The sequence below is a fragment of the Micromonospora sp. LOL_024 genome (assembly GCF_048060415.1).
GTDB lineage: Bacteria > Actinomycetota > Actinomycetes > Mycobacteriales > Micromonosporaceae > Micromonospora.
In genome coordinates, this window is the sequence record NZ_JBHMIS010000013.1 from 18,776 (window position 1) to 42,354 (window position 23,579).

Annotated in this window: 24 protein-coding genes and 3 tRNA genes; 14 read left to right on the forward strand and 13 right to left on the reverse strand. The window is 70.9% G+C overall.

Annotated elements, in window-relative coordinates:
* Positions 1 to 19: 19 nt before the first annotated feature.
* Genes ACFHWY_RS15670 through ACFHWY_RS15680 form a run of 3 tightly spaced genes read right to left on the reverse strand, consistent with a single transcriptional unit; the run spans position 20 to position 3,785 of the window.
* Positions 20 to 1,492 (reverse strand): dihydrolipoyl dehydrogenase family protein, encoded by a 1,473-nt coding sequence (locus ACFHWY_RS15670; protein WP_416581019.1) that lies wholly within the window; start codon positions 1,490 to 1,492, stop codon positions 20 to 22.
* A 59-nt stretch (positions 1,493 to 1,551) separates the two neighbouring features.
* Entirely contained in the window at positions 1,552 to 2,874 is a 1,323-nt protein-coding gene (locus ACFHWY_RS15675; RefSeq protein ID WP_416580925.1) for a cryptochrome/photolyase family protein, read from the reverse strand.
* Entirely contained in the window at positions 2,871 to 3,785 is a 915-nt protein-coding gene (locus ACFHWY_RS15680; RefSeq protein WP_416580926.1) for a phytoene/squalene synthase family protein, read from the reverse strand. Before ACFHWY_RS15680 ends, ACFHWY_RS15675 begins: the two co-directional genes overlap by 4 nt.
* 64 nt (positions 3,786 to 3,849) lie before the next feature.
* On the opposite strand from ACFHWY_RS15680, the gene ACFHWY_RS15685 reads away from it, so the two are divergent.
* The 9 genes from ACFHWY_RS15685 (at position 3,850) to ACFHWY_RS15725 (ending at position 10,218) form a co-directional block, all read left to right on the forward strand.
* Positions 3,850 to 5,004 carry a polyprenyl synthetase family protein gene (locus ACFHWY_RS15685; protein WP_416580927.1) on the forward strand — a complete coding sequence of 385 codons (1,155 nt, stop codon included), beginning with the start codon at positions 3,850 to 3,852 and terminating at the stop codon, positions 5,002 to 5,004.
* Between the two features lie 30 nt (positions 5,005 to 5,034).
* The gene (gene crtI, locus ACFHWY_RS15690) at positions 5,035 to 6,516 is read left to right on the forward strand and encodes a phytoene desaturase family protein (protein WP_416580928.1); all 1,482 of its coding nucleotides are present in this window, start codon (positions 5,035 to 5,037) and stop codon (positions 6,514 to 6,516) included.
* Positions 6,517 to 6,571: 55 nt separating this feature from the next.
* Positions 6,572 to 7,162 (forward strand): isopentenyl-diphosphate Delta-isomerase, encoded by a 591-nt coding sequence (gene idi, locus ACFHWY_RS15695; protein ID WP_416580929.1) that lies wholly within the window; start codon positions 6,572 to 6,574, stop codon positions 7,160 to 7,162.
* Positions 7,152 to 8,093 (forward strand): MerR family transcriptional regulator, encoded by a 942-nt coding sequence (locus tag ACFHWY_RS15700; protein WP_416580930.1) that lies wholly within the window; start codon positions 7,152 to 7,154, stop codon positions 8,091 to 8,093. The genes idi and ACFHWY_RS15700 overlap by 11 nt, the downstream gene beginning before the upstream one ends.
* A 113-nt stretch (positions 8,094 to 8,206) precedes the next feature.
* Positions 8,207 to 8,995 carry a polysaccharide deacetylase family protein gene (locus ACFHWY_RS15705; protein ID WP_416580931.1) on the forward strand — a complete coding sequence of 263 codons (789 nt, stop codon included), beginning with the start codon at positions 8,207 to 8,209 and terminating at the stop codon, positions 8,993 to 8,995.
* A gap of 155 nt (positions 8,996 to 9,150) precedes the next feature.
* Positions 9,151 to 9,223: transfer RNA gene (locus ACFHWY_RS15710), tRNA-Glu, on the forward strand.
* Between the two features lie 33 nt (positions 9,224 to 9,256).
* Positions 9,257 to 9,330: transfer RNA gene (locus tag ACFHWY_RS15715), tRNA-Asp, on the forward strand.
* A gap of 103 nt (positions 9,331 to 9,433) precedes the next feature.
* A tRNA-Phe gene (locus tag ACFHWY_RS15720) sits at positions 9,434 to 9,507 on the forward strand.
* 198 nt (positions 9,508 to 9,705) lie between these two features.
* A complete protein-coding gene (locus tag ACFHWY_RS15725; RefSeq protein WP_416580932.1) occupies positions 9,706 to 10,218 on the forward strand; it encodes an SRPBCC family protein in 513 nt (170 codons plus the stop codon).
* Positions 10,219 to 10,255: 37 nt separating this feature from the next.
* Here the strand turns inward: ACFHWY_RS15725 and ACFHWY_RS15730 are convergent, their stop codons facing one another.
* Entirely contained in the window at positions 10,256 to 10,645 is a 390-nt protein-coding gene (locus ACFHWY_RS15730; RefSeq protein ID WP_416580933.1) for a hypothetical protein, read from the reverse strand.
* A 154-nt stretch (positions 10,646 to 10,799) separates the two neighbouring features.
* Between ACFHWY_RS15730 and ACFHWY_RS15735 the strand changes: the two genes are divergently transcribed.
* Positions 10,800 to 12,158 (forward strand): ABC transporter substrate-binding protein, encoded by a 1,359-nt coding sequence (locus tag ACFHWY_RS15735; protein WP_416580934.1) that lies wholly within the window; start codon positions 10,800 to 10,802, stop codon positions 12,156 to 12,158.
* Between the two features lie 90 nt (positions 12,159 to 12,248).
* On the opposite strand, the gene ACFHWY_RS15740 is transcribed toward ACFHWY_RS15735, so the two are convergent.
* Together ACFHWY_RS15740 and ACFHWY_RS15745 are read right to left on the reverse strand one after the other, a co-directional pair.
* Positions 12,249 to 12,992, reverse strand: coding sequence for an enoyl-CoA hydratase/isomerase family protein (locus ACFHWY_RS15740; RefSeq protein WP_416580935.1), 744 nt, complete (start codon positions 12,990 to 12,992; stop codon positions 12,249 to 12,251).
* The gene (locus ACFHWY_RS15745) at positions 12,989 to 13,918 is read right to left on the reverse strand and encodes a 3-hydroxyacyl-CoA dehydrogenase family protein (RefSeq protein WP_416580936.1); all 930 of its coding nucleotides are present in this window, start codon (positions 13,916 to 13,918) and stop codon (positions 12,989 to 12,991) included. Before ACFHWY_RS15745 ends, ACFHWY_RS15740 begins: the two co-directional genes overlap by 4 nt.
* A 193-nt stretch (positions 13,919 to 14,111) precedes the next feature.
* Between ACFHWY_RS15745 and ACFHWY_RS15750 the strand changes: the two genes are divergently transcribed.
* Positions 14,112 to 14,408, forward strand: a complete 297-nt coding sequence (locus ACFHWY_RS15750; RefSeq protein ID WP_416580937.1) for a hypothetical protein — start codon at positions 14,112 to 14,114, stop codon at positions 14,406 to 14,408.
* Positions 14,409 to 14,495: 87 nt separating this feature from the next.
* Here the strand turns inward: ACFHWY_RS15750 and ACFHWY_RS15755 are convergent, their stop codons facing one another.
* Positions 14,496 to 15,275 carry a class I SAM-dependent methyltransferase gene (locus ACFHWY_RS15755; RefSeq protein ID WP_416580938.1) on the reverse strand — a complete coding sequence of 260 codons (780 nt, stop codon included), beginning with the start codon at positions 15,273 to 15,275 and terminating at the stop codon, positions 14,496 to 14,498.
* Between the two features lie 54 nt (positions 15,276 to 15,329).
* Here ACFHWY_RS15755 and ACFHWY_RS15760 point away from each other — a divergent pair, with 54 nt between their 5' ends.
* On the forward strand, positions 15,330 to 15,710 hold the full coding sequence (locus tag ACFHWY_RS15760; protein WP_416580939.1) for a PPOX class F420-dependent oxidoreductase: 381 nt from the start codon (positions 15,330 to 15,332) through the stop codon (positions 15,708 to 15,710).
* A gap of 122 nt (positions 15,711 to 15,832) precedes the next feature.
* On the opposite strand, the gene ACFHWY_RS15765 is transcribed toward ACFHWY_RS15760, so the two are convergent.
* Positions 15,833 to 16,042: a BldC family transcriptional regulator gene (locus tag ACFHWY_RS15765; RefSeq protein WP_007073996.1), complete on the reverse strand. Its 210-nt coding sequence runs from the start codon at positions 16,040 to 16,042 to the stop codon at positions 15,833 to 15,835.
* A gap of 252 nt (positions 16,043 to 16,294) precedes the next feature.
* Entirely contained in the window at positions 16,295 to 17,134 is an 840-nt protein-coding gene (locus ACFHWY_RS15770; protein WP_416580940.1) for a hypothetical protein, read from the reverse strand.
* A gap of 281 nt (positions 17,135 to 17,415) precedes the next feature.
* On the opposite strand from ACFHWY_RS15770, the gene ACFHWY_RS15775 reads away from it, so the two are divergent.
* Positions 17,416 to 18,498 (forward strand): Glu/Leu/Phe/Val family dehydrogenase, encoded by a 1,083-nt coding sequence (locus tag ACFHWY_RS15775; protein WP_416580941.1) that lies wholly within the window; start codon positions 17,416 to 17,418, stop codon positions 18,496 to 18,498.
* A gap of 295 nt (positions 18,499 to 18,793) precedes the next feature.
* Positions 18,794 to 19,009, forward strand: a complete 216-nt coding sequence (locus ACFHWY_RS15780; protein WP_416580942.1) for a DUF3073 domain-containing protein — start codon at positions 18,794 to 18,796, stop codon at positions 19,007 to 19,009.
* 140 nt (positions 19,010 to 19,149) lie between these two features.
* Here the strand turns inward: ACFHWY_RS15780 and amcA are convergent, their stop codons facing one another.
* The 4 genes from amcA to purF form a co-directional block, all read right to left on the reverse strand.
* Positions 19,150 to 19,386: a multiple cyclophane-containing RiPP AmcA gene (gene amcA, locus ACFHWY_RS15785; protein ID WP_416580943.1), complete on the reverse strand. Its 237-nt coding sequence runs from the start codon at positions 19,384 to 19,386 to the stop codon at positions 19,150 to 19,152.
* The gene (gene amcB, locus ACFHWY_RS15790; protein WP_416581020.1) at positions 19,355 to 20,458 is read right to left on the reverse strand and encodes a cyclophane-forming radical SAM peptide maturase AmcB; all 1,104 of its coding nucleotides are present in this window, start codon (positions 20,456 to 20,458) and stop codon (positions 19,355 to 19,357) included. The genes amcA and amcB overlap by 32 nt, the downstream gene beginning before the upstream one ends.
* A gap of 177 nt (positions 20,459 to 20,635) precedes the next feature.
* Positions 20,636 to 21,790, reverse strand: a complete 1,155-nt coding sequence (purM, locus tag ACFHWY_RS15795; protein ID WP_416580944.1) for a phosphoribosylformylglycinamidine cyclo-ligase — start codon at positions 21,788 to 21,790, stop codon at positions 20,636 to 20,638.
* Between the two features lie 64 nt (positions 21,791 to 21,854).
* Complete coding sequence (gene purF, locus ACFHWY_RS15800; RefSeq protein ID WP_416580945.1) at positions 21,855 to 23,426, reverse strand: amidophosphoribosyltransferase; 1,572 nt, start codon at positions 23,424 to 23,426, stop codon at positions 21,855 to 21,857.
* Positions 23,427 to 23,579 lie beyond the last annotated feature (153 nt).

The following is a 23,579-nucleotide window of genomic DNA, read 5'->3' on the forward strand; positions in this document are numbered from 1 at the left end:
GCGACCAGGTGCCCGAACCTCAGTGCAGCGCCCGCAGCGCTTCGGAGATCGCCCGGTGGAACGTGGGATACGCGTAGATCATGTGGCGGAGTTGGGCCAGCGGCACCGCCGCGTGCACGGCCACCACCAGACCGGACAGCACCTCACCGCCGGCCGGGCCGGCAGACGTGGCGCCGATCAGCACCCCCTGGTCGGCGTCGGCGACGAGTTTGATGAACCCCACCTCGTCGGTCTTGTTGATCCAGCCCCGGGTGGACGAGGCGAGCCGGGTGAAGCCGACCTGCACGTTGATGCCGCGCACTCTGGCCTGCTGCTCGGTCAGGCCCACCGCGCCGATCTCCGGATCGGTGAAGGTGACCCGGGGCAGCGCCCGGTAGTCGGCGCGGGGCACCGAACCCGCCGAACCGCTCGACCCGGTGACCGCCAGCGAGCTGGCCACGCCAACCGCGCCGCCGACCACGCTGGCGGTGCCGCTCGGATCCGCGCCGCCCTGGGCCCGCCGCACGTGGTCGAGCACGTCGGCGACGACGATGGACGCCTGGTACATGGCGATGTGGGTGAACGCACCCTCGCCGGTCACGTCACCGACCGCCCAGATCCCGTCGGTCACGTGCAACCGGTCGTCGACCGCGAGGTACCGCTGTCCGGCATCCACACCTGCCGTGTCCAGCCCCAGCTCGTCGAGGTGCGCGCGACGGCCGGTCACCACCAGCAGCCGCTCGGCGGTGAACGCCTCGCCCTCGGCGTCCGACAGGGTGAAGCCTTCGGTGCCGTGCTCGACCCGGGCAATCTTGACCCCGGTGCGGATCTCCACCCCGTCGGCTCGCAGCGCCGCGGCGGCGGCCTCGGAGGCCTCCGGCTCCTCGACGGCCAGCACCCGGTCGGATGCCTCGACCACGGTGACCCGTACGCCGAAACGGGCGAAGACCTGCGCCAGCTCCAGCCCGATCGCCCCGCCGCCGAGCACCAGCAGCGACCCGGGCAGCTCCTCGACCTCGATGGCCTGCCGGTTGGTCCAGTAGGGGGTGCCGGCGAGCCCGTCTACCGGCGGCACCGACGGGCTCGTGCCAGTGCCCAGCACGACGCCGTGCCGGGCCTGGAAGACCTGCTCGCCCACGCGGACCCGGCCCGGCCCGTCGAGCCGGCCACTGCCCCGGACGAGCCGCCCGCCCTTGTCGGTGAAACGCCGCACCGCGACCCGGTCGTCCCACCCGTCGGTGGCCTCCTCGCGTATCCGCTTCGCGACCGGCGTCCAGTCCGGACTGACCCGGGCGGTTCCGGCCAGAACGTCGACCCGGCGCGCCTCGGCGATCGTGTTCGCCGCCCGGATCATCATCTTGCTGGGGATGCACCCCCAGTACGGGCACTCACCGCCGACCAGGTTGCGCTCGATCCCGACCACGGTCAGGCCGGCCTCGGCGAGCCGCTCGGCCACCTCCTCGCCGCCGACCCCGAGCCCGAGCACCACCACGTCCACGCTTTCCGGCTCCACCATGCCGTCAGCATCGCGCACCGTCCGGCCGCCGGCCACTCGGCCACGCGGATGCAGATTCATCGCAGCCAGACCGGCGGCGGCCCCGGCATCTCCAGCGGCGGCGGGTAGTCGAGAGCGCCGCGTACCGCGCCGGGTAGCCGCCACGGCTGGTGCACCGCCTTGCCCGCCACCGATGCCAGCTCGGGCACCCACCGCCGCACGTAGGCCCCGTCCGGGTCGTACCGTTCGGCTTGCCGTGCCGGGTTGAACCCCCGGTACGGCTTGGTGTCGTTGCCGGTGCCGGCGACCCACTGCCAGTTGCCCGGGTTGTTGGCCACGTCGCCGTCGAGCAGCCACCGGGAGTAGACCGCCAACCCATCCCGCCAGTCCAGGCCGAGCGTCTTGGTCAGGTAGCCGGCGGTGATCAGGCGGGCCCGGTTGTGCAGCCACCCCTGTGCCCGCAGCTGGCGCATCCCGGCGTCCACCACGGGCAGCCCGGTGCGCCCCTGTGACCAGGCTGTGAGGGCGTCACCGTCGTACCGCCACTGCTCGTCGGCGCCCCGCCGGTACGCCGTACGGGAAATGTCGGGAAAGGCGGCGGTCACCTGGTAGTAGAAGTCCCGCCAGCAGACCTGACGGACGAAGGACGAATCACGGTCACCGACCTGGTTGACCACGGTCAGCGGTGACACGCAGCCGAAGCGCAGGTAGGAGCTGAGCCGGGAGGTCCCATCCCCCGCCAGGTCGTCGTGCCGGTCGGCGTAGTCCGCCACCTTGGGCAGCCACCAGGTCAGCCGCCGCCGCGCCTCGTCCTCACCGCCGGTGACGACGTCCGGCGAGTCGCCGGCCGGCAGCGCCGGCAGGCGTCCGACGGCCACCCCGACCGGCAGCACCACTCGCGCCGGCCGGACCAGTTCGTCTCGCCACCGCTGCCCGCTCCACGCCCGGTGGTACGGGCTGAACACCCGGTAGTGGTCGCCGCCACCGGGCTGCAGCGCCCCCGGCTCGACCACGGTGAGCCCGGGAAAGAACCGCAGGTGCAGGCGTTGCCGCTCGCATTCGGTACGCAACCGCCGGGCCCGGCGCCCGGCGAAGCCGGAGACGTCGGCCGAGAGGGCGACAGCCTCGGCGCCCACCTCACCGGCCAGCCGGATCGTCTCCACCACCGGGTCGCCCTGCCGCACGACCAGGTCACCGCCGAGCCCACGCAGCGCCGCACGGAGCGCGGCGAGGCTCTGGTGCAGGAAGCGGGTGCGGTTGGGCGACAGCCTGGCCAGCGCCGGATCCAGCACGTACAGCGGCACCACGCGGTCGAAGGCGGCGCAGCTGGTCGCCAGCGCGGGGTGGTCGTGCACCCGCAGGTCGCGGGTGAACAGCACGACGGCGGTACGCCCGCTCACCGCGGCGGCGGGGGGCCGGGGACGGCTACCGGGCTGCCTGCCGGAGTGAGCAGCGCACGGGCGGCTACTGCCAGGCGGCGACGCTGCGGCACCGTGGCCCGCCGGGCGAAGACGTCGTAACGCTGGGCGGCCACCTCGTCGAGGATGCCGCCGTAGAGCAGGTAGGCGGTGCGGATGCAGGCCTGCGAGGTGCCGTCGAGCAGGACGACGCCCGCTGCTGCGGCGGCGTAGTGCGCCTGTGCTCGGGTCACCTCGTACCGGATCAGGTCCCGCACCGGCTCGCTGGCCCGGCTGGCGGCACGGCAGGCCGCCAGGTCGTCGCGACTCACACCGAAGGCGGCCAGGTCCTCGTCCGGCAGGTAGGTCCGGCCTCGGTCGAGGTCCTCGGCGACGTCCCGGATGAAGTTGGTGAGTTGGAACGCGAAGCCGAGCTGGCGGGCCGGCTCGCGGGCCACCAGCGGGTCGGAGCTGCCCAGGACGGGCAGCATCATCGTGCCGATGACCGCGGCTGAGCCTTCCATGTAGTCCAGCAGGTGGGTGTAGGTGCGGTATGAGGTGACCGTCAGGTCCATCGCCATGCTCTTGAGGAACGAGGCGAAGTCCTCCCGGTCGAGGTCGAAGACGGCGATGGTGTGCAGCACCGCCGGAAGCAGCGGGTCGGGGACCCGCTCGCCGTGCAGCCCGGCGACGAACCGCCCGCCCCAGTCGTCGAGCCGCGCCGCACGCTCGGTCGGTGGCAGCGCATCGGTCTGGTCGACTATCTCATCGGCGTACCGGGTGAATCCATATAAGGCGTGCACATGCCGCCGTTTCCATGCGGGCAGCAGTCGGGTGGCGAGATAGTAGGTGCGGCCATGGCGTCTGTGCAGCTCACGACACCTCAGGTAGGCAGCGGCGAGATCCAGGTCCACCGACCCTCCTCCAGATCGACTCACCAATCGACGCAACTTGCAACCTTAGGGTACGCTCGACACCATGGCCAGCGACCGACCAACGGGTAACCTCCTTCGGGTGGCGCCTGAGCAGCCGGTCGACGGGGACGACCCGATCCGCGCCGTGCTGGCCGCCTTCACCCGGGGCCTCGTCTCGGCCGTCGACCGGACCCTCGCCGATTTCCTGGCCACCGAGGTCGCCGCACTGACCGAGATAGACACGGCGATGGGCGCTTTCGCCGCGACAGCGCGCGACTGCGTCCTGGCAGGCGGCAAGCGGGTCCGTCCGACGTTTGCCTACTGGGGATGGCATGGCGCCGTCCGCGGCAACGCGCCGGTCACCCCGGTGCTTCCCGCACTGGCCACCCTGGAGTTGCTGCACACCTTCGCGCTGGTCCAAGACGACGTGATGGACGCCTCCGACACCCGGCGCGGCCGACCCACCGCCCATGTGGCGATGGCCGCCCAGCACGCCGCGGCCGGCCGCAACGGCGACTCCGGCCGCTTCGGCGAGGCGGTCGCGGTGCTCATCGGCGACCTCTGCATGGTCTGGGCCGACCAGCTGCTGGCCCGCGCCGACCTGCCGGCGGACCGGCTGCTCGACGTCCGCCGAGGCTACGACCGGATGCGGGTGGAGACCGTCGCCGGGCAGTACCTCGACGTCCTCAGCGAAACCGACCCGGAAAGTTGGTCGGTCGACCGGGCCCTTCGGGTGGCCCGCTACAAGACCGCCAGTTACACCGTCCAGCGCCCACTGCTCTTCGGCGCCAGCCTGGCCGGCGTCGGCGACGACAGCCGGCTGGTCACCGCCTACACCCGCTACGGGCTGGCCGTGGGCGAGGCGTTCCAGCTCTGCGACGATCTGCTCGGCGTCTACGGCGACCCGACCACCACCGGCAAGCCGGCCGGTGACGACCTGCGCACCGGCAAACCGACCGCGCTGCTCATGCTGGCCCGGGAACTGGCCACCCCGGCGCAGCTACGGGTGCTCGATCGCGCCGACCGCCTGGCCGCCGTGCCGGATTTCACCCAGGTCGCCGAGGTCATGGCCGACACCGGCGCGGTCGGGCGGATCGAGCGGATGATCGACGATCGGGTCGAGGACGCGCTGACCGCGCTCGACACGGCCGGCATCGACGAGACCGCCCGCAGCGCGCTGGCCGGCCTCGCGAGCGCCGCCACTCACCGGAGGGCATGATGGGCTCCCTGCGCAGAGAGGTGGTCGTCGGTGCGGACCGTTGACGGACGTACAGATCGGGTGGTGGTCGTCGGGGCCGGACTCGGTGGGCTGGCCTGCGCGTTGCATCTGGCCGGCACCGGGCGGCAGGTGACCGTGCTGGAACGCGAGCCGGTGCCCGGTGGCCGGGCCGGCCGGCTCAGCGTGGAGGGTTACGAGTTCGACACGGGCCCGACCGTGCTCACCATGCCCGACCTCATCGCCGAGGCGCTCGCCGCGGTCGGTGAGGAGATGACCGACTGGCTCGACCTGGTACCGCTCGACCCGGCCTACCGGGCCTACTACCCGGACGGGTCCACCCTGGACGTGATCACCGACACCGCGGCGATGGCGGCGGAAATCTCCCGGGTGTGCGGACCCCGGGAGGCCGACGGCTACCTCCGGTTCGTCGACTTCGCCCGCGACCTCTGGCGGATGGAGCGGGTCGACTTCATCGAACGCAACCTCGACGCGCCCACCGATCTGCTCACCGCCAACCTGCTCAAGCTGGTCGCCACCGGTGCTTTCCGGCGCCTCCAAACCAAGATCGACCAATTCTTCCGAGATCCACGCACCCGCCGCATCTTCTCCTTCCAGGCGATGTACGCAGGCCTCGCCCCACACGATGCGCTGGCCATCTACGCGGTCATCGCGTACCTCGACTCGGTCGCCGGGGTCTTCTTCCCGCGTGGCGGCATGCACGCGGTCTCCCGGGGGCTGGCCGGCGCCGCCGAGAAGCACGGCGTGAAGATCCAGTACGGCACCACGGTGACCCGGGTGGAGACCGCGAACGGCCGCGCCACCGGGGTGGTGACCGCCGACGGCGAGTTCGTCCCGGCCGACGTGGTGGTGCTCAACCCCGATCTGCCGGTGGCCTACCGCGACCTGCTCCCGCCGACCCGTCCCCGCCGGCTCACCTACTCGCCCTCCTGCGTCGTCCTGCACGTCGGCTCGACCCAGGGATACCGCCGCATCGCCCACCACAACATCCACTTCGGGCGGGCCTGGAAGGGCACGTTCGACGAGGTCATCCGACGCGGCAACCTGATGTCCGACCCGTCACTGCTGGTAACCAACCCGAGCCGGACGGATCCGGCGGTGGCCCCCGCCGATCGGCACACCTACTACGTGCTGGCCCCGGTGCCCAACCTCGACCGGGCACCGTTCGACTGGCGCGGCGACCTCACCGCCCGCTACACCGACCAACTCGTCACCACCCTGGAAGCCCGCGGGTACGTCGGCTTCGGCGCGGGCGTCGAGGTGCTGCGCGCGGTCACCCCAGCGGAGTGGGTCGAACAGGGCATGGCGGCCGGCACACCGTTCGCCGCCGCGCACACCCTCTTCCAGACCGGACCGTTCCGCCCGTCCAACCTGCACCGGTCACTGTCCAACGTGGTGTTCGTCGGATCGGGCACCCAGCCGGGTGTCGGAGTTCCGATGGTGCTCATCTCCGGAAAGCTCGCCGCCGGCCGGATCACCGGGGAGGATCGGTGAACGCGGGTGGTGCGACGCAGCAGGAGCCTGCGGTGACGAACGAAGGACGGCGCTGATGCCGCAGTCGCGGGAAGGCCACCTGGTCGAGCTGGTCGACAACGTGGGCCGGCCGATCGGTACGGCCACGGTGGCCGCCGCCCACCAGCCCCCTGGCCAACTGCACCGGGCGTTCTCCGTGCTGCTCGTCGCACCCGACCGCCGGGTGCTGCTCCAGCGTCGCGCCGCGGTGAAGACCCGTTTTCCGCTGCGCTGGGCCAATTCCTGCTGCGGGCATCCGTTGCCCGGCGAGTCCCTGGCCGAGGCGGCCAACCGGCGGCTGTCGGAGGAGTTGGGCGCCGGCCCGGTGTCGCTGACCGAGATCGGGGTGTACGTCTACCGTGCCGAGGATCCGGCCACCGGGCGGGTCGAGGTCGAGTACGACCACATCCTGCTCGGCGAGTTCGGCACCGGTGAGCCGCTGAGCCCGGAACCCACGGAGGTCGCCGAAGTGCGCTGGGTCGACCCGGCGCAGCTGACCAATGCGCTCGACCGCGAACCCGACGCGTACGCGCCGTGGCTGAGCGGCGTGCTGGACCGGCTGCTGCACCCGTCCGAACCGGCAGGGCAGCCCGCCAGCGACGCGTCGGAGCGGCCGGGTGGTCGATGAGGCGCTGAGCGCAGGGGCCGTCGCCCGGCGGCTGGGAGTCGCGGTGACCACGCTGCGCACCTGGCATCAGCGGTACGGCCTCGGGCCCAGCCAGCACGTCCCGGGCCACCACCGACGCTACGGTCCGACGGACCTGGCCCGGCTGGAGGTCATGCGGCGGCTCACCGCCGAAGGGCTCAGCCCAGCCGACGCGGCCCGCTGGGCCCGGCAGCCGCCCGACACCCTGCCCACCGACCGCGGCTCCCGGCCCCGCCGGAGGGCCCGCGACGGTGGCGGCAACACCATCCCGGTCGGCCGGGCCGGACCGGCCGCCCGCGGCCTGGCCCGGGCCGCCATGCGGCTGGATGGTGCGGCGATCAGCGAAGCGATATCCCGGGCCATCGCCGCCGATGGGGTCGTCGGCAGTTGGGACCGGCTGCTGCGCCCGGTGCTCGCCGGTATCGGTGACCGACACGCCGCAACCGGGGCGCTGATCGAGGTGGAGCACCTGGTGTCCCGGTGTGTCTCAGCGGCGTTCACCCAGGTCGCCAGCGCCCGCACCGCCACCGGGCCACCCCGCATCCTGCTCTCCTGTGCGGACGAGGAGCAGCACAGCCTGCCGCTGGAGGCGCTGGACGCTGCTCTCGCCGAGGCCGGTGTCGGCGCCCGGATGCTCGGCGCCCGGGTGCCGGTGGCGGCGCTGCTGGCCACGGTCGAGAGGACCGGGCCGGCCGCCGTGGTGCTCTGGGCACACAGCCGGGCCACGGGCGATCCGACCCAGCTCTCCGCCCTGCTCGCCACGCCGCGGCGACCGCTGCTGGTGCTCGCCGCCGGCCCGGGTTGGCGGGTGGACACACTGCCCGCCGGGGTGACGCGCCCGGCCGACCTTTCCGAGGCGGTTTCGCTCGCCGTCGCCGCCCAGCACTCGGCAGCTCGCTCCGCCGCGTCCTGACCTCCGGCGGGCACGCACGGCGGTCGCGTCCTGACCCGCAGTCGGTGCACCCGAAGCGGGTGAGCTAGCGTCTGGGGAGTCCGGGTGCCCCGAACCCCTCTCGGGAGCGAACGATGCGTCCTCGTGCCCCGCTCGGGTACCTGCTCTGCCTGGTCGTCCTGCTCGCCGCCGGTTGCGGAGGCAGTGACGGCCCGCCGGAGGCCAACGCGCCCTCCAGTCCACCACCGTCGGCCGCCCTACCGCCGGAGGCGACACCGTCGCCGACCCGCACGGTGCCGCCGGAGCCCGCACTGCGCCCGCTGCCGGCCAAGCTTCCGGCCGGTCTGGTCCGCACGACCGGCACCGGGCGGGTGGCCCTCACCTTCGACGACGGCCCGGATGCGGCCTGGACCCCCCAGCTACTCGACCGCCTCAAGGCGGCCAAGGTGACCGCCACCTTCTGTGTGCTGGGCATCCAGGTCCGCAAGCACCCGGGGCTACTACGGCGGATCGTCCGGGAGGGGCACCAGCTCTGCAACCACAGCTGGAACCACGACCTCGATCTGGGCCGCCGGCCGGTCGCTGTGATCCGCGCAGATCTGGTACGGACCGACAAGGAGATTCGACGGGCGGTACCCGACGCGGAGGTGCCGTTCTACCGACAGCCCGGCGGCCGGTGGACTGCCCATGTGGTGACAGTCGCCAGGCAGCTCGGCATGCGGTCGCTGCACTGGTCGGTCGACCCGCAGGACTGGGCCAGGCCGACCGCCTCCGTGATCCAGAAGCGGGTGCAGCGGGCCGCCCGGCCCGGCAGCGTCGTCCTGCTGCACGACGGGGGTGGCAACCGGGCGGCCACCCTCGCGGCCTGCCCGAAGTTGATCGCCGCACTCAAGCGTGACCACGGCATCGCCAGACTCACCTGAGGCGCTGCTGAGCTGGGGTTCTTCCAGGCCAGCCAGCCGGAGCGATACCGGTTTGGTCGACCGCTGCGACATCACGTATGCTTTCGGAGCCTCCGGCGGGGCCGGATGGGAGCAAGTCCGTTTCAACGTTGCGAGTGTGCAATGATGGCGGGGCCGCCCTCATCGTCTAGTGGCCCAGGACGCCGCCCTTTCAAGGCGGTAGCACGGGTTCGAATCCCGTTGGGGGCACGGTCCGGCTCTGGCCGGGTGCAACAACAGCAAGGTCCTGTGGAGCAGTTGGAGTGCTCGCCGCCCTGTCAAGGCGGAGGTCGCGGGTTCAAGTCCCGTCAGGACCGCAAGTGCTGACGCCGCGCGATTTGCGCGGCGTTCTGCCTATCGGGGCATGGGACCCTCTCGGCGGTGATCCGGCGGGCCGGGTATCATGAGCCCGAGCACCACGGCCAGGTAGCTCAGTTGGTACGAGCGTCCGACTGAAAATCGGAAGGTCGGCGGTTCGACCCCGCCCCTGGCCACATAGCCTTTCGCCGGGCTATTGCAGCGCCGATCAGCGGAAACGCAGGTCGGCGCTTTGCTTGTTCGCGTTGTCTGCGAAGCCGGGGCGGCATCGACACTCCTTGATCGGCTACCGCCCCCCTGAACGGCGTTCATCAGGCGGGACAGGCATCGGTGGAAGCTGCGCACCCAGGCATCAGCCGGTATGGTCCGGGCCTATGGGACAGGGGATGGCCGAGCCGACCGACATCCGTCAGGACCACGAACGGTTCACGCTCCACAACACCCTGCTCGTCCCGGTGTCGGCCGAGTGGGCGTACCGGGTGTTCACCGAGCGGCTCGCCGACTGGTGGGTCACCGAGTACACCTGGTCCGGCCCGAACCTGCTGGCCGAGTTGGGCATGGAGCCCCGGGCGGGCGGGATGCTCTACGAGATCGGCCCCTACGGTTTCCGCAGCGACTGGGGACGAGTGCTGACCTGGGATCCGCCCCGCCGGCTGGTCTTCACCTGGCAGATCGGCGCGGATCGGGCGCCCGTGCCCGATCCGGCGCGAGCCAGCGAGGTCGAGGTGCTGTTCACTCCGGACGGCTCCGGCACCCTGGTCGAGGTCGCCCACCGGCATTTCGATCGGCATGGCACGGCTGCGGAGGGATACCGGCGGGCGCTGACCGCCGGCTGGCACGAGCTGCTCTCCCGCTATGCCGCGACACTGCTGCACGAACCGGCATGAGCATCGGCCCGACGGCTGCCGCGACCGGTGGGTACGGTCAGGCGGCCCGGTGCCGCAGCGTCGCCACGGTCGAACCGGCGAGGGTGAGCAGACACTCGGGCAGCAGGCCGTCGGCGACCGCCGCACCGAACAGCGCCCGGGCGGTGTCGAGGTCTGCGTTGGCGTACGCGCTGACGAAGCGGGCCACCCACCGGGCGTCGTATCCGGCCTGCTCGATGCCGGGAAAGTCGAGCGCACACGCTCCCGGCGGTACGGGATCACCGATCATGGTCGCGGCCAGACACCACGCCACGTCGTACGCCCCGGTGAGGCCGGCCCGGTCGACGACTGCATCGAAGGTCCCCGCCACCGCGTCGGAGTCTCCGTCGAGCGCCGAGCTGAGGATGGCGGCGGCGTCGTCGAACATTTGCTGTGGCGAGTCGGTCACCCACCGCACGGTAGGGGTGCCGGTCAAGGCACCACCGCTGGTTACTCTCCGCACATGGTGGAGGCGACCTGCGGATAGACCGCCCTCCACGGTCCCGCGGCCCGGCGCGGCACGCTAGTCTGCGCAGCGGACCTTCGCCCGAGGAAGGACGACCATGTACATGTCACGCGGCTCGCGGACAGCCATTCTGGCAGTCTGTGCCACGGTCCTGCTCGCCACCAGCGCGTGCGGGGATGACCAGCCCGAAGAGGCGACCACCCAACAGGTGCGCCTCTACGGCACGGACGGCAACATGCTCAACTCGTACCCGGAAGAGTTGAAGGATCGCGCCAACCTGGTCGACGGGATGAAAGGCACCACACCGCTCACGCCCCTGCCGGAAGACTTCAAGAACCGGCTACGGTCCGTGGACTCAAAGCTGACCGACTACCTCTACGCCGCCGAGGCGTACGACGCCGTGGTGATCAGCGCGCTGGCGGCACAGCTCGCCGGTAGCACCGATCCGGCGGACATCGCCAAGCAGATCGTCGGCGTCACCAACGACGGCACCCGATGCGGCACCGTGAACCAGTGCCTGCGCCTGGCCCGCGAGGGGACGGACATCGAGTACCGCAGCGTCTCGATCACCCGGGCCGGCTTCACCGACGCGGGTGAGCCGGCCACCGCCAGTTACGCCACGCTGCACTTCGACGGCCAGCAGCTCAACGACGCCAAGACGGAGTTCGTCGGTGCCGGTGACGAATCCACCGCCAGCACCAAGAAACCACCGGCGGGTAAGCGGCAGACCGGCAACTTCCCCGACCCGGCGAGCGGCGCCCCGCTCGTCCTGGGCGGTCTGCTGCCCAGGACCGGCGACCTAGCGCTGGCCTACCCGCCGATTGCCGCCGGCGCCGAGTTGGCGATCAAGGAGATCAACGCGGCCGGTGGGGTGCTTGCCGAGGACGTGGTCTGGATCGACGGCGACGACGGCACCAACCCGGCGGTGGCCAAGGCCACCGTGGCCAGCCACGTGGCCGCCGGCGTGCACGTGATCATCGGCGCTGGCGCCTCCGGGATCTCCACCGCCGTGCTGGAGGACGTGGTGGCGGCCGGCCTGATCCTCTTCTCGCCGTCGAACACGGCCGCGACCCTGACCGAGGCGAACGACGACGGGCTCTACTTCCGGACCGCACCGCCGGACAGCCTCCAGGGTCGGGCCCTGGCCGACGTGATCCTCCGGGACGGCCCACACAAGATCGCGATCGTGGCTCGTAAGGACTCCTACGGCGAGGGCCTCCAGGAGGCCGTCCGGGCCGAGCTGGAACGAGCCGGTTTCGGCGGCGACACCGTGCAGCTGCTCGGCTACGCGCCCGGTGAGGACGCCGAGGCGGCGCCGATCGACTTCACCGACGGCGCCAAGCAGATCAAGGACTTCGGGGCCGACGCCGTGCTGATCGTCGGCTTCGGCGAGTCCGCCGCGGTGATCCGGGCGCTCGCCGAGGCCGACGTACCGCTGACGGCCCTGGGCAGCTGACCGGCCGGACCAACGACGGCCGCACCAGAGTCCGGTGCGGCCGTCGTCGTTTCCGAGCCGTGTCTCCGGCTGCCCGTCCGCGAGCTCTGGTCAGCCGCCGCGCCGCCGCTGGAGGAACTCCGTCATCCGTCGGTGCTTCTCCTCGTCGGCGAAGAGCACCGCCTGGCTGACCAAATCCAGGTGCGGGTGCGCGGCGGCCGGTGCGTCGACCGCGAGCTTGGTCAACCGCAGCGCCAGCGCCGAGCCCTTAACCATCTCGTCGATCAGGCCGTGCGCGGTGGGCAGCAGCTCGTCGGCAGCCGCCACCACCCGGTTGACCAGTCCGATCCGCAGCGCCTCCGCTGAGCCCACCCGGCGGCCCGTGAACAGCAGTTCCTTGGCCCGGGCCTCCCCGACCAGCGCCGGCAGCCGGTGTGTCGCGCCGGCGCCGGCCAGGATGCCCAGCCGCACCTCGGGCTGGCCGAACACGGCCCGGCCGGTGCAGACCCGAAGGTCGCAGGCGTACGCAAGCTCGGCGCCGCCACCCAGCGCCGGGCCGTCGACAGCTGCCACGCTCGGCATCGGCAGCGCCCGGACCCGGGCGAACGCGGCCGAGTTGATCGCGGCCAGGGCTTCCAGCCGCCCCCGCTCGCGCAGCTGGGCGATGTCGGCCCCACCGGCGAAGATCCCCTCCGTGCCGCCGGTCAGCAGCAGCATCCGGGGTCGGGTCTCCAACTCGGCGCAGACCTCGTGCAGCGCGGCGATCAGGTCGGCGTCGATGGCGTTGCTCTTCTCCGGCCGGTCCAGCGTCACGACGAGCCGGTCGGGCTGCTCCTCGACACGCAGCCCGCTCATCGTGCCGCTCCCGCTGCACTCCCGGCACCATCCGACGCTCCGCCGGCCGTCCCCAGTATCTCGGTGCCTCCTGAGCGGATGCCGTCGGTCCAGTCGTAGAAACCCCGTCCAACCTTTCTGCCCAGCCGGCCCTCGGACACCAATTCCGCCAGCAGCGGCGGTGCGGCGAACCGGTCGCCGTACGCGGCCTGCAGGGTGCGCGCGATGTCGAGGCGCACGTCCAGACCCACCAGGTCGGTCAGCTCCAGCGGCCCGATCGGGTGCCGGTACCCGAGCACCATCGCCTTGTCGACGTCGGCGGGGCTGGCCACCCCGTCGGCGACCATCCGGATGGCCTCCAGCCCCAGAGTCACGCCCAGCCGGGAGGTGGCGAAACCTGGCATGTCGCGTACCACGACGGGGTCCTTGCCGAGCCGTCCGGCGAGCGCGACGGCCGCGTCCGTGGTCTCCGGCGCGGTGGCCGACCCGACCACGATCTCCAGCAGCGCCATCGCCCAGACCGGGTTGAAGAAGTGCAGCCCGCAGAAGCGCTCCGGCCGCGCCAGCGCTGCGGCGAGGTCGGCGATCGGAATGCTGGAGGTGTTACTGCCCAGCAGCCCGGGGCGCAGCGCCTCCGCCTCGGCCAGCACGGCCCGCTTGAGGTCCAGCCGTTCCGGTACCGCCTCCACGAGGACGTCCGGCGCCTCGGCCACCTCGGCGAGGCCCGCCCGCAGCGCGAGCCGCTCCCGGCTGGCCCCGGCCTGCTCGGCGCTCAGCTTGCCGCGCTGCACGGCCCGGTCCCAGAGCTGGGTCAGCTGCCGCACCGCCGCACCGCCGCGCTCCCGGTCCACCTCGACCAGTTCCACCGCGTGACCGCTGCCGGCCGCCACGTATGCGATGCCGACGCCCATCGTGCCGGCGCCCACCACCACGAATCGTTCAGTCATGACGACTCCACCGGACAGTGACGGTGGATCGCTCGCTGACGCCGCCGGCATGCGGGATCGCCGCCGCGCCGGATTCAGGCCGTACGCTCCGCTCAGTCATGCTGCGACCCTATGCAGCGCCAGCCCCGGTCCGATGCGTGGGGGCGGACGGGATCGGGTACAGATCGCCGACAACCGAGGGAAGGACGAGCAGATGAGTCAGGCACCGGAGACGGTGGACGGCACGGGCACCCAGGAAACCGTGGAGACGCGCGGTGACGAACGCGTCGAGCTGCTGCGCGCCGACACCAACAACGACGGCCGTACCGACGTGTGGGTGGTTGACACCGACGGTGACGGGAAGGCCGACCTGTTCCAGTTCGACACCGACGGGGACGGCAAGGTCGACGTCACCATGGTCGACATCGACGAGGACGGCCAGCCCGACGAGATCGTCGACGGCGACGGCGGACTTCCCCCGGAGCAGTTCCCCCCGACCGTCCAGGTCTGAGATGTGAGGAGGGCCCCTGTTAACACCTGCGGTATAGCGAGGGGGCCCTTCTTCACGCCGGCTGAGCCCGGCAGCCCAGCCGCCGGCTCAGCCGGCCAGCCGCAGGGTGGCGAGGTAGTACGGGGCGTCGTGGTCGTCCACGTCGGTCAGCTGCCACCCGGAACCACAGACCAGCTCGGCCAGCTCGGTTGGCGAGCAGACCAGGTAGTCGAACCATGGCGTACCCAGCTCGCGGTAACGCAGCCGCAGGCGCAACTGCCCGCCGAGGCGCCCCCGCTGGCGGTTTTGCTCGTGATAGCCGGTGTGCACGGGGTCACGGGTGCCATAGGGGTTGGTCCCCTGGGCGATCAACTGAGCCCCGGGACGGGCCATCGCGGCCAGTGCCGCAAGAAAGGTCGAGGCCCTTTCCCGGCCCTCGACCAGTCCCAAGTTGTTGCCGAGCAGCAGAAAGGTGTCGTAGCGGCGACCGCTCGCGGCGTGCTCGTCGACCGTGCCGTTCACAAGTTCCCGGACGCCCCGACGACGGCACACCTGCAACGCACCCGGCGAGACGTCCAGCCCGGTGACCGGCGTGCCGCGTTCCTGGAGCAGCAATGCGATCCGGCCGGCGCCGACACCGATGTCCAGCGTCGCGCCGCGTACCCGGTCCACCGCCCGATGGTCGTGCGGTTGCCAGTCCTGCGGCCCGTCGAGGTATTGGGCGGCCGGTGCGCCGTTGACGAGCCCGTCGTCCCGCTCGATGATCTCGATGACCGGGCGGGGTAACCGACCGCCGGCCAGCGGCCGAGGGCCGATTCCGGTCGCCACCGCCAGCGCGTCGCGCAGCAGTTCACCGAAGACGTCACCGATCCGTGGTTCCCCCGTCACGACCTTAACGCTAACGGGCTGCCCAGCCTGCCGCGACGCCCGTATCCTGGCGGCGTGACGACGTTGGACCGCCTCTCGGCCGAAAAGTACGTACTCCTGACGACCTTCCGTAAGGACGGCAGCGCAGTGCCGACCCCGGTCTGGGCGGTCCTCGACGGTGATGCCCTGGCGGTGTGGTCAGCGGCCGATGCCGGCAAGGTGAAGCGGATCCGGCGCAGCGGAAACGCCACGGTCGCCCCCTGCGACGTGCGCGGCCGGCCGCACGGCGAGGCCGTGCCGGCCCGGGCGAGTCTCTACGATCCCGGAGCGACCCGGCGGATCCGCAACCTGATCAAACAGAAGTACCGGGTGATCGGCCGACTGACCCTGCTCGGCAGCCGGCTGCGGCGGGGCGAGGGCGGCACGGTGGGCATACGGGTCCAGCTCATCGAGTGAACCGCTGCCCTGGGACAGCCGCCTGCGGGCGTCGGTCGCAGGCCGCACCGACCCCGGGCATGACGGAAGGCGGCGAAAAATCCGCCGCCTTCCATGTGCTTCTGCTATCTATACCGACCCAGTCAGTCCCCCTGACGCTGCTGTGGGATCTGCCCCTGCAGCAACGCCCTGACCTCGGACTCGCGGTACCGTCGGTGGCCACCGAGGGTTCGGATGGCGCTCAGTTTGCCAGCCTTCGCCCAGCGGGTCACCGTCTTCGGGTCGACACGGAACATCGACGCCACCTCGGCCGGGGTGAGTAGCGGCTCTGGTTCATGCGTTCGCGATGCCATCGGTCACTCCTCCACATGTATAGACATCGGCCGGGGTCCCGCCGGCCGACGCGTCTCCCATGGTCCGGCTAGTCCCCGATGTCCGACATGGGCCGAACGGCCGAACGTCCCTAGACGGACGGATGAACCATGCCCGATTTATACGACTTTTATACTCCAGAAACTACCTTAATCGGACTCATGATCACGGTTCGTGATGCGTCAACTACGAAGCAGCCTCGCGTTACGCCCTCAAATTAGGCTTATAACGGACTAATTGCAGCGCTCTAGGAGTTGCACCGCACGCCACCGGGCAACAAGCTTGTCGTACGCCTCCGACGCCTCCTCCGCCTCGCTGCGGGACAGCCCGGCAAGCCCTGCCGCGACCAGCTCCGGCGAGTCGTCCTCGGCCAACGTCTCGTCCGAGAGCAGATCGACCAGCCCCCCGTAGTCCAGCTCGACGACCGAACGCGGATGGAACTCCTCCAACCAGCGGGCGGCCTCCTCGACCGCCTCCGTGATCGGCGCGTCACCGACCGACTTGCGCAACACGACGAGCGCGCGCGACGACCGCCGGCGGGCCTTGGATATCTCGGTCCGGAAGCGCAGCGAGCGGCGGGCGGGCGCGGTCACATGGTGACGCTCCTGCGCCTCGAAGAGCACGAACCAGCGCAGCGGCACACCCCAGGTGGCGACCTGCTCGTGCACCCGAGGCACGCCGTGCTCCAGCACCCGCGCCCCGCTGCGCCAGTCCTCCACGACCGCCTTGGCCTGGCCCGCCAGCACCGGCGGGACGAAGGCGTCGGCCAGCACCGGCGGCACCCCGTCCCGCGCGCTCAACGCCGCCTCGGCCACCCGGATCCGCAGGTTCCACGGGCACACCAGCAGGGTCTCGTCGGTCTCCAGCACGTACGCCTCGTCCGGCAGGTCGGGCAGCCGCGTCCAGCCGGCGCCGAGCGCCTCGATGACCGATGTGCGCTGCCGGCCGGGCCCCTCCACCGGCGCCACCGCCCGCCCCTGCTCGACGTAACGCCGCCAGTACGACTGGCGGTCGCGGTCGAAGGCGGTCAGCGGCTCGTACACGCGCAGGTATGAGGCGAAGAGCGACGGCACGGCGCGATCCTCCCACGAACCGCAAGCCGAGCGTTGCTCGGCGTCACTCCGCAACAGTGCGCGGCGCGCTCCAGGGGACCGGGCGGGCCACCTCGGTCGGCTGGCGACGGGCCCTGCTGGGCCGGGAGCGACGGCGTCGCGGCCGCCCGGAGGTCGGGACGGCGGCGCCGGGGAGGGCGGTGCGAGGTCGGCCGATACTAGGCTCGCAGCACCGGCGGCATCCCGCCGGTGCTGACCAGGTCCGCGCCCCACAAGGGCGCCCGCCGACACAGGAGCCAGTCATGGGCGTATTCGCCAGCACGGACGACCCGGAGTCCACAGGTCACGAACAGGTCGTGTTCTGCCAGGACAAGCAGACCGGCCTTAAGGCGATCATCGGCATCTACTCCACCGCGCTGGGCCCCGCGCTCGGCGGCACCCGGTTCTACCCGTACGCCGACGAGGAGGCCGCCCTCGCCGACGTGCTGGACCTCTCCCGCGGCATGGCCTACAAGAACGCGCTCGCCGGCCTGGACCTGGGCGGCGGCAAGGCGGTCATCTGGGGCGACCCCGAGCAGATCAAGAGCGAGGCGCTGCTACGCGCGTACGGCCGCTTCGTGGAGTCGCTCGGCGGGCGCTACTACACCGCCTGCGATGTCGGCACCTACGTGCCCGACATGGATGTCATCTCCCGCGAGACCCGGTACGTCACCGGGCGCAGCGTCGAGCACGGCGGCGCCGGTGACTCCTCGGTCCTCACCGCCTGGGGCGTCTTCCAGGGCATGCGGGCGGCGGCCGAGCACGTGTGGGGCGTACCGACACTGCACGGCCGGCGAATCGGCGTCGCGGGCCTGGGCAAGGTCGGCCGGTACCTCGTCGGTCATCTGGTCGACGACGGTGCCGAGGTGGTCGCCGCCGACGTCGACCCGCGGGCGTTGGAGTGGGCGCGCACCAGCCACCCCGCGATCACGCTGGTCGAGGACGTGACCGGGCTGGTCGCCGCCGACATCGATGTGTACGCCCCGTGTGCCCTGGGGGGCGCTCTGAACGACGACACGGTGGCCGCACTGCGGGCGAAGGTGGTTGCCGGGGCGGCCAACAACCAGCTTGCCCACTCCGGCGTCGAGAAGCTGCTCGCCGACCGGGGCATCCTCTACGCCCCGGACTACGTGGTGAACGCAGGCGGCGTGATCCAGGTCGCGGACGAGATCGAAGGCTTCGATTTCGAGCGGGCCAAGCTGCGGGCCACCCGGATCTACGACACCACCCGGGAGATCCTCCGGCTCGCCGATGCGGACGGCGTGCCTCCGGCGGTGGCTGCGGACCGACTGGCCGAACGACGGATGGCCGAGATCGGCCGGTTGCGCGCAATCCACCTGCGCTGACGACGCGCCGTCGGGGCGCGGGTGGGCTGGTCCCGCCCCCGACGGTCATTCCCGATTAAGCTGAAGATACGACGCGTTCATGGAGATTTACCCCGTGTCACGACCGTTCCCGGCCTCGGTCCTTACCCGGTACAATGGGTGACGAGCGTACGACTGGAACGCGCGGTCCCGGTCGGTGGTAACCCGAGGTGCCGAACGGTGGCATCCCCATGTACCGTAAGAGCCACGAGAGATGCCTGACGTCATCGGGGCCCGCCTTCGGGCTGCCCCGCATTCTGTGCGAGGGGGTCGAGCCATGGGGCGCGGCCGTGCTAAGGCCAAGCAGACAAAGGTGGCCCGGGAGTTGAAGTACCACTCCCCGACCACCGACCTCGCCGCCTTGCAGCGAGAACTCGGCGGCAGCGGTAAGTCGGACCACAACTTCGACGACGACTACAAAGAGTACGTCGACGACGACGACGAGGACCACGCCGGGGACGATCCAGACACCTGGGTCCGTCCAACCCGCTGACCCCTGGTCGCATCTGAGCACGCGGTAACCCCCCGCGTGCTCACGCATGTGTTCGCCGGGCGGCGTACCACCGACGAGCCGTGGGCCCGCCATACCCGGACAATGCTCCGGCGGCCTGGCGGGCCCACGGCAGCTACACCTCAGCGGGGACGGTTGTTCCAGTTGTAGAACGTCGGGATGTTCTCGAAGTGGTTCCAGGCGCAGACAGCGCTCGCACCGTCTCCACCCGCCACCTCCGCCCGCAACTGGCGCGCGGCCTCGGCCTCGCGGAGCAGGGCGGTAAGCCCGTCGGCCGCCTCGCGCACCCGGTCGGCGACCCGATCCGGCTCGTCTCCCGCCACAGTCTCAGGCTCCCGGTGACTGGTGGTCTCGGGCATGCTCCAACACTCCCTCCAGTAGGCGGATCTTGCTGTTGCGACAGTGCTCGGTCTCCGTACCGTCAAAACGCCCCAGCTCGAAGTAGCGGTTGGCGGCATGACCTCCACCACAGAAGCCGAAGTACGGGCAGGACGCGCGACACGCCTCCACGCCGTCTACGAACTCGCCCACCCACGCCGTCCGATCAGCGCCGGCCAGGATCGTGTGCAACGGAGTGGTGAGCACGTTTCCGCTGGTGAAATCGCCGTAGCGCGGATCGGTGAAGCCCGCCAGCTCGGGAGAGAGCACGACGACCGACCCGTCGTACGCCACGGTCGGGATCGGGTCGAGCCGGCCGGGCAGCAGGGCGTCCGCAGTGCCGTCCAGCACCGCCCCGGCGTACCGCAGCGACCACTCGACCTCCCGCAGATGGATTCGGGGATCACGCCGCCAGGCCGACACCAACTCGGCCCAGAACCCGGTCACGGCCGCCGCGTCGTGGGCGTTGGCCCGGATGTTGACGCCCTCGGTCTCCTCGATGTTCACGCCGAGCACCTCGCAGCCGAGGTCGAGGAAGTAGTCGTACAGCTCGGTGGCCCGCCCCGGCGACGGGTCGTTGACCACCGCGAGCGCCGAGAACGGCAGCCCGTGCCGGCGCAGCGCCGCCACCCCACGGACAATCCGGTCGTACGCCGGCTGGCCAGCCCGGGTCACCCGCTCGCCGTTGCGCTCCCGCGGCCCGTCCACGCTGACGCTCACCCGCATCCGGTGCGCGACGAAGAACTCGCACCAGGTGTCGTCAATCAACGTCGCGTTGGTCTGGACATGGTGCTCCACCCCGGGCGCGAACGGCGCCATCAGCGCCGCCAACTGCTCCCGACCGGCGGCCAGCGGCTCGCCGCCGTGCCAGACCACCGAGAACCTCGCCGTGGAGGCCCAGTGGTTCACCGTCTCGGCCACCGCCTCAGCCACCCCGACCGGCATCCGCCGGTCGGCCGCCCGGAACGGAAGATAGCAGTATGCGCAGTCGAGGTTACACAGAGTGGTGGGCTGCATGACGACGTACGACGGGACGCTGGACAGGCCCCGCATCCCGCGCAATGACCGTCCCCGCGCAGCCATCGCCCTCCTCCGTAGCGGTTGAAGGCTGCCGGGCACCCCGGCAGCGGGCACGCCCCACAGCTCTGAGGGTGCCCTTCAGGCTAGGCGGAGATGGCTACTCGGGTGAACCCCTGATCAGGTGGCTAGCGGATCAGCGCAGTGTGATCATCATCCGCGGGTGTGCTGGCCGACCATTCGCACCTCACCGGTGCCCTCGATGATCTCGCCGACCTGCCAGGCGTCCACGCCACGTCCGGTCAGCGTGGCCAACGCGCGGTCGGCGTCCTCGGCCGAGACGATGGCGAACATGCCGACGCCCAGGTTGAAGGTCGCCTCCATTTCCGGGTCCTCGATCCGCCCCTTGGACTGGATCAGGTCGAAAACCGGCTGCGGCTTCCAGGTCGAGCGGTTGACCACGGCATCCACGTGCTCCGGCAAGATCCGGACCAGGTTGCCGGGGATGCCACCGCCGGTGACATGGGCCAAGGCCCGCACCTCGGCCTCGGTGATCAGCTTCAGGCAATCCTGAGCGTAGATCTTGGTAGGGGTGAGCAGCTCCTCACCCAGGGTGCGCTGCCGGCCGAAGTCGTCGATCACCACGTCCAACCGCATCCGGCCGGCACCGAGAAGCACGTGCCGGACCAGCGAGTAGCCGTTCGAGTGAAGTCCGGACGAGCGCATGGCGATCACCACGTCGCCAACCTCGACCCGCTCCGAACTGAGAATCTTGCTCTCCTCCACGACACCGACACCGGTGGCAGAGATGTCGTACTCGTCGGGCCGCAGCACGCCCGGGTGCTCAGCGGTCTCGCCTCCGAGCAGCGCGCAGCCGGCGTACCGGCAGCCGTCGGCGATGCCGGCGCCGATCTCGGCGACCTTGTCCGGCACGACCTCGCCGGTCGCGATGTAGTCCAGCAGGAACAGCGGCTCGGCGCCGCACGCGACCAGGTCGTCGACGACCATCGCGACCAGGTCGATACCGACGGTGTCGTGGATGTTCATCTGCTGGGCGATCACCAGCTTGGTGCCGACGCCGTCCGTGGACGACGCCAGGATCGGGTTCTTGAACTTGGTGGTGTCCAGCCGGAACAGGCCGGCGAAGCCACCGAGGTCACCCATAACCTCGGGACGACGGGTCTGCTTCACCTTGGACTTGAGCAGTTCCACGGCGCGGTCACCCGCCTCGATCGAAACGCCGGCGTCCGCGTAGGAGACCGAGCGTTTGCGAGCCGAACGGCCGGCCCCGGCCGTCCAGGGCTGACGGTCGCCGCCGGCGCCGCTCGGGCTGCTTCCTGCACCGCTGCGCTCGGACACGTGCGTCACGTTTCTCCCCTTTGTGATCCTCGTCTGCCACGTCGACGGTGACCGACACGGCAGACGGGTGGTGCTACGGGCGGTGTGTGGTCGCCGACGATTTGAAGCTGTCGCCACTCGGAGTGGCGACGAGCGGAGGGAACTGCTCGCTGTCGTCGGTGTCGTCGACCGCGCTATTCGCGACCCGACGACCGATCCCTTCGAGCACATGCTTGCCGATCAGGTTGCCGACGGGAAGCTCGATCGGGTACTCCCCGTCGAAGCAGGCCCGGCACAGCCGGGTCTTCGGCTGCTCGGTCGCGGCGATCAGGCCCGTCAACGAGACGTAGCCCAGCGTGTCCGCGCCGATCGACCGCCGGATGCCCTCGTTGTCGAGGCCGTTGGCGAGCAGCTCGGCGCGGGTGGCGAAGTCGATGCCGTAGAAGCAGGGCCAGGAGACCGGCGGCGAGGAGATACGTACATGCACCTCCACCGCGCCGGCCTCGCGCAGCATCCGCACGATGGCGCGCTGGGTGTTGCCCCGCACGATGGAGTCGTCGACCACGACCAGACGCTTACCCCGGACGTTCTGCCGCAGCGGGTTGAGCTTGAGCCGGATCCCGAGCTGACGTAGCGTCTGCGACGGCTGGATGAAGGTGCGTCCAACATAGGGATTCTTCATCAGGCCAGCGCCGTAGGTGATACCGGACTCCTCGGCGTAACCGATCGCCGCCGGGGTGCCCGACTCCGGCACCGGGATCACCATGTCGGCCTCGACCGGGTGCTCTTTGGCCAACCGGCGACCGATCTGCACCCGGGCAGCGTGCACGTTGCGGCCGGCGATGGTCGCGTCCGGTCGGGCGATGTACACGTACTCGAAGAGGCAGCCCTTGGGTTCGGGCGCGGCGAACCGGGCGGACCGCAGCCCGTCGGCGTCGATGGCGATCAGTTCGCCGGGCTCGACCTCGCGGACCACGCTCGCGCCGACGATATCCAGCGCGGCGGTCTCGCTGGCCACCACCCAGCCCCGATCCAGCCGGCCGAGCACCAGCGGGCGCACCCCGTGCGCGTCACGCGCGGCGTAGAGCGTCGACTCGTCCATGAAGACGAAGCTGAACGCACCCCGCAGTTGCGGCAGCACCTCCAGGGCGGCGGCTTCGACAGAGAGATCCGGCCGGCTGGCCAGCAGCATTGTGACCAGCGAGGTGTCGTTGGTGGAGCCGTCCGTGCCCGTACCCAGCCCACGCTCGGCAACCTCACGCTGCAACTCCGCGGTGTTGACGAGATTGCCGTTGTGAGCCAGCGCGATCGTCGTGCCGGAACTGGTCGCGCGGATGGTCGGTTGGGCATTCTCCCAGGTCGACGCGCCAGTAGTCGAATAGCGGGCGTGCCCGATCGCGACATGACCACGAAGGCTGGCCAGCGTCGGCTCGTCGAAGACCTGGGCCACCAGACCGAGATCCTTGTAGACCACCACGCCGGAGCCGTCACTGACCGCTATGCCGGCCGCCTCCTGCCCCCGGTGCTGCAACGCGTACAGCCCGAAGTAGGTCAGGTTGGCAACCTCCTCCCCCGGGGCCCAGACGCCGAAGACGCCACACGCGTCCTGGGGGCCGGGTCGCTGGGGATCAAGGTCGTGGCTCAGCCGGCCGTCGCCTCGGGGCACCTGCCGCTCCCTCTTGCTGGTCTGGACTGGCCTGGCGGAACCACGGGGGGCTGCTCCGCACTGCTCGGCCGGGACCACACTGTTGTCGGACGACAGTGTACGCGAATCCATGTCGCCACATACAGTCACAGCACCGCTGCTTTGGGTTCATCG